A 3,759-nucleotide genomic window follows, 5' to 3' on the forward strand; every position below is an offset into this window, starting at 1 on the left:
CGCCAGGAGGGCGGGTGAAACGCCGTGCGCGAGGCGGAGCGCCGACAAGAAGGCCTGCCCCACAGGCTTCAGGCGCACCACAAGGCGGCCCGGGTGCGTGCAGGCGTCTGGAGTTGCATTGTTGAACCCTGGGCGCATGCACGCGTCAGCGGGCATCCGTCCCAGGGGATGACTCACGGCCACTCAGCTGCAGGTGGACCGAGGTCACTTGGGCAGGACGTTCTTCTGGAAGTCCCCCATCATGTTTCCTGGAGCCAGATAGTTACAGACCACATACGTTTCGTACCACTTCGAGCCTTTCCCCCGGGCGACGGCACAGCCGATCTTGGTGGTGCCCTTCCAGACCAACTGGGTGAAGTGGCCGGTGCCCGCGGAGAAACCACCGTTCTTGAAGTTGTAGTGTGCAATTTCGTTGTACCAGGCTTTGACGGCGGCAGTCACAAGCTGGGTGGACTGCTCCGCGTTTGTTGAACTCCCAGCCCAATAGAGGTTCTCACCGTATTTGTGGTCGAGTCCCCGGTGGCCCTCGCTGAGGCCTTCAAATGTCGAGACAGTTCTCGCCCGGGTCTTCGCGTAGGCCACGATGGAGGCATCCACCGTCAAGGCAGGAGCGTGATGCTGTGCGCGGTAGCTGTTGTGCAACGTCACCAGGAGAGTGCTGAGCTCCGCATTCGTAATGTCAGGGAAGGGGTCGCGCGCGAATGCACTGGGAGAAGCGAGCATCAGCAGGGTCATCACGACTCGATGGGTACGCATGGTCTGTAGGCTCCTGGCGGGCACTGAACGGCGACGCCCCCACCGGGTTACCACACTCATGGCGAATTACTTAGCCCTTGCGCTAAGCATCACGAGGCTATACTTAGCCTCGTGGAAAAGCATCCGGAACAACTGAACGGCATCTTCCAGGCGCTCGCCGACCCCACCCGCCGGGCCGTGCTGTCGCGTCTGGGCAGGGGTCCCGCCAGCATCAGCGACCTGGCGAAGCCCTTCGATATGGCTTTGCCGTCCTTCATGAAGCACATCCACTTCCTGGAGGGCAGTGGACTCATCCGCACGCACAAGGAGGGGCGCGTGCGGACGTGCGCCCTGGAGAAGAAATCCTTCGCCGCCGTGGAGTCGTGGCTGTCCGCGCAGCGCGCCCTCTGGGAGGCCCGCACGGACCGGCTCGAGCAGTTCGTCACCGCCAACCCCAACAAGGAGTGACCCGATGTCCCCTGCCCTTCATCCCGAGCTCGACCTGAGCATCTCGCGCATCATCAAGGCGCCCCGCGCCGTCGTCTGGAAGGCCTGGACGGACCCCGCCAGCTTCGAGCAGTGGTGGGTGCCCGCGCCTTCCCGGTGCAAGGTGTTGGAGATGGACCTGCGCCCCGGCGGCGCGCTGGTGACGCACTTCAGCGAGACGGAGACCCGCGACTTCGGGCCGCACCTCAGCGCGTGCTTCCTCGCCGTCGACACGCTCGAGCGCATCGTGTTCACGACCGTCCTGCTTGGGGGCTGGCGCCCCGCCGAGCTCTCCGCCATGCCCGGCATGACCGCCATCATCACGCTGAAGGATCATCCGCAGGGCACGGACTACAGCGCCCACGTGATGCACAAGAACAGCGCGGACAGGACCCTGCACCACGACCTGGGCTTCCACGAAGGCTGGGGCACCGTCACGGCGCAGCTCGCGGCGATCGCCGAACGGCGCGTGTGACACCTGTGTCCGGCATCCTCGCGCGCGGGCTCTGACAGCCGTGTCATGCGCGGAGGGAGTCGCCCTCTGAGCCGTCCTCGTGTGCGCGAGTGGAACAGCCCTTGCTCCAGCAAGGGTCCCCATCCGCAGCAGGAGGCATGCGTTGAACAAGGCGATGCTGATTCCGGTGCTCCTTCTCCTCACCGCGACCCGGGCCCAGGCCCAGGCCATGGAGGCGCTGGGCCTGAGGGCTTCCGTGGGGGAGAAACCCGGGCAGGTGCTCTGGATCGCGCCGGTGGTGCACGGCTCCTTCATGCTGATGGGGCCGCCCATGGCTGGCATGCTCCATCTGGCGCTCCCTGTCGGCACGAACCTCAAGCTGTCGGACCGGACCGACCTGGTCATTGAAGTCACGCCCCGGTTCACGCGCCGCCGGTGCACCGACGACTTCGACAGCTGCGGCACGGTCCGGGCGCTCACGGTCTCCACGGGCCTGGCCTGGACGCCGTGGCCCCGCGCACGGGGCGACGGCTTCTTCCTTCAGCCCAAGCTGAGCGGCATGGTGAGCAACGAGAAGGACCGGCCCGACGCCGACGAGGGCCAGCCCGCCAACCGGAGCACGACGGGTGGGCAGCTCACGCTCGGACTTGACCTGGGCTACCGGAAGACGACGGCGCGCTCGAACTTCTACCTTGCCGCGGTGTTCGGCGCGGGCGTGGGCTACAGCTGGAACCAGCGGCGCAAGGAGCTGGACCTCGGCGCCCAGTACACCGTGCCCTGGGGCGAAGAGCGCAGGAACGGGCGCATCGTGGACATCAACATGGACATCCTCCGGCTGGGCTTCGGCTTCTGACGGTGCGCCTCCAGCCCTCGTACGTGGTCGGGATTCCGCGGCGCGCGCCGAAGCAGGCCTGCGGTACGCTGGCAACGCACGAGGGCGCCCTGGCGCCCTCGTGCTCCCATGGAGAGCACATGAGCCCGCCGGACCACCCGCCCCTCGACACCGTGGCCATCGTCGCCAGCGTCAAGGCCTCGGCCGAAAAGACCTGGAAGGAGTCCGTGGATACGAAGCGGGGGAATCCAGCCGACGCCGGGTTCATCAGCTGGGATACCCGCCTCAGCGACCCGCTTCCCATGACGTGGCCCCTCGTGGAGCCGACGTTTGCCTTCTACGCGTACGCGAGAGGCATGAACCCCATGCGCTTGCGGGACGGGGAGTTCGTCGGCCCCACCTGGGCCAGGATCACCTGGTCGGCGCAGGGCCCGAAGCTGGAGCTCACCCGCATGGACACCCGGCTCACGTCTCACGGAGTCCAGGGCGTACGGCCGCTGCGGAAGGAGGAGCTCGAGGCTCTGAAGGTGAAGCCGCTCGAAGCGCTCCTGGGCCCGCGGACGAAGGCCACGGACCAGCAGCTCAAGTCCTATTACTGCCTCCAGCGCTCCGTCGGAAACATCCCGCCCGAAGCAGTCACCGCCCATGCCGCGTTCTTCGAGTGGCTGGGCTGTGGGCCCTAGGCTTCCGCTCCGACGGTGATGACGACGCGCCCCGCGCTCAGGCCGCTCAGGATCGGGACTTCGATCGTGCTCAGCGCCGCGACGCACCAGCGCAGCACCTGCGCTTCGCCGGACGGATTGAGCATGCGCGCATCCTACTTCGCGCGCAGAGGGTCTGAGGTGGGCGACACCGATTCCGGTCGGCGCCAGCTCAACCGGCTGACCGGGTGAGGACCTCCTCCACCTGTCGTCGACACTCCTCGGCCGAAGCCTCGTGTTTGTAGTCCGCCAGCGCTTCCGCCCGAGTGGGGTAGAAATACCGGAGGCTCGCCCACCCATGCCGCCGCTGGTCCCCTGACTCGGACCGCAGCAACTGGAGGATGGGCTCCTCGTACCTCGCCAGGTCCTCGCCGCGCCGTCCCAGCTCCGCCAGAATCAGATGGGAGATGTAGTACTCCGCCTTCAGGCGCTGTCTCAGCGACGCCGGGTCCGCTCGACGCAGGTCGTTGTTCAGGTACCTCCCGACGAAGAAGGACGGCAGTCCACCGACCCAGTACCCCACCACCCATCCCGCCAGCACGCCCCCGACT

At 66.8% G+C, this 3,759-nt stretch carries 7 protein-coding genes; 4 read left to right on the top strand and 3 right to left on the bottom strand.

The genetic code is table 11. The annotated features are described in order from the left end of the window. Positions 1 to 204: 204 nt before the first annotated feature. On the bottom strand, positions 205 to 756 hold the full coding sequence (locus D7V93_RS39900) for a CAP family protein (RefSeq protein ID WP_158623969.1): 552 nt from the start codon (positions 754 to 756) through the stop codon (positions 205 to 207). 111 nt (positions 757 to 867) lie between these two features. On the opposite strand from D7V93_RS39900, the gene D7V93_RS39905 reads away from it, so the two are divergent. The 4 genes from D7V93_RS39905 to D7V93_RS39920 all read left to right on the top strand — a co-directional run bounded on the left by D7V93_RS39905 (position 868) and on the right by D7V93_RS39920 (position 3,190). Further along, entirely contained in the window at positions 868 to 1,203 is a 336-nt protein-coding gene (locus tag D7V93_RS39905; RefSeq protein WP_120648267.1) for an ArsR/SmtB family transcription factor, read from the top strand. A gap of 4 nt (positions 1,204 to 1,207) precedes the next feature. Further along, a complete protein-coding gene (locus D7V93_RS39910; protein ID WP_120648268.1) occupies positions 1,208 to 1,696 on the top strand; it encodes an SRPBCC family protein in 489 nt (162 codons plus the stop codon). Positions 1,697 to 1,838: 142 nt separating this feature from the next. Beyond that, a complete protein-coding gene (locus D7V93_RS39915) occupies positions 1,839 to 2,528 on the top strand; it encodes a hypothetical protein (protein WP_120648269.1) in 690 nt (229 codons plus the stop codon). A 119-nt stretch (positions 2,529 to 2,647) separates the two neighbouring features. Beyond that, a complete protein-coding gene (locus tag D7V93_RS39920) occupies positions 2,648 to 3,190 on the top strand; it encodes a hypothetical protein (RefSeq protein WP_147451592.1) in 543 nt (180 codons plus the stop codon). On the opposite strand, the gene D7V93_RS47550 is transcribed toward D7V93_RS39920, so the two are convergent. Together D7V93_RS47550 and D7V93_RS39925 are read right to left on the bottom strand one after the other, a co-directional pair. Next, positions 3,187 to 3,315, bottom strand: coding sequence for a hypothetical protein (locus tag D7V93_RS47550; protein WP_279636989.1), 129 nt, complete (start codon positions 3,313 to 3,315; stop codon positions 3,187 to 3,189). The genes D7V93_RS39920 and D7V93_RS47550 overlap by 4 nt on opposite strands. 65 nt (positions 3,316 to 3,380) lie before the next feature. Beyond that, a partial coding sequence (locus D7V93_RS39925; RefSeq protein WP_208723308.1) for a hypothetical protein occupies positions 3,381 to 3,759 on the bottom strand: 379 nt, incomplete at its 5' end.

This window comes from Corallococcus llansteffanensis, from assembly GCF_003612055.1.
Lineage (GTDB): Bacteria > Myxococcota > Myxococcia > Myxococcales > Myxococcaceae > Corallococcus > Corallococcus llansteffanensis.

Bases quoted from the DNA above. Each gene is read 5' to 3' on its own strand.
- D7V93_RS39900 (WP_158623969.1), bottom strand. From the start codon at position 756: ATGCGTACCCATCGAGTCGTGATGACCCTGCTGATGCTCGCTTCTCCC.
- D7V93_RS39910 (WP_120648268.1), top strand. From the start codon at position 1,208: ATGTCCCCTGCCCTTCATCCCGAGCTCGACCTGAGCATCTCGCGCATC.
- D7V93_RS39920 (WP_147451592.1), top strand. From the start codon at position 2,648: ATGAGCCCGCCGGACCACCCGCCCCTCGACACCGTGGCCATCGTCGCC.
- D7V93_RS47550 (WP_279636989.1), bottom strand. From the start codon at position 3,315: ATGCTCAATCCGTCCGGCGAAGCGCAGGTGCTGCGCTGGTGCGTCGCG.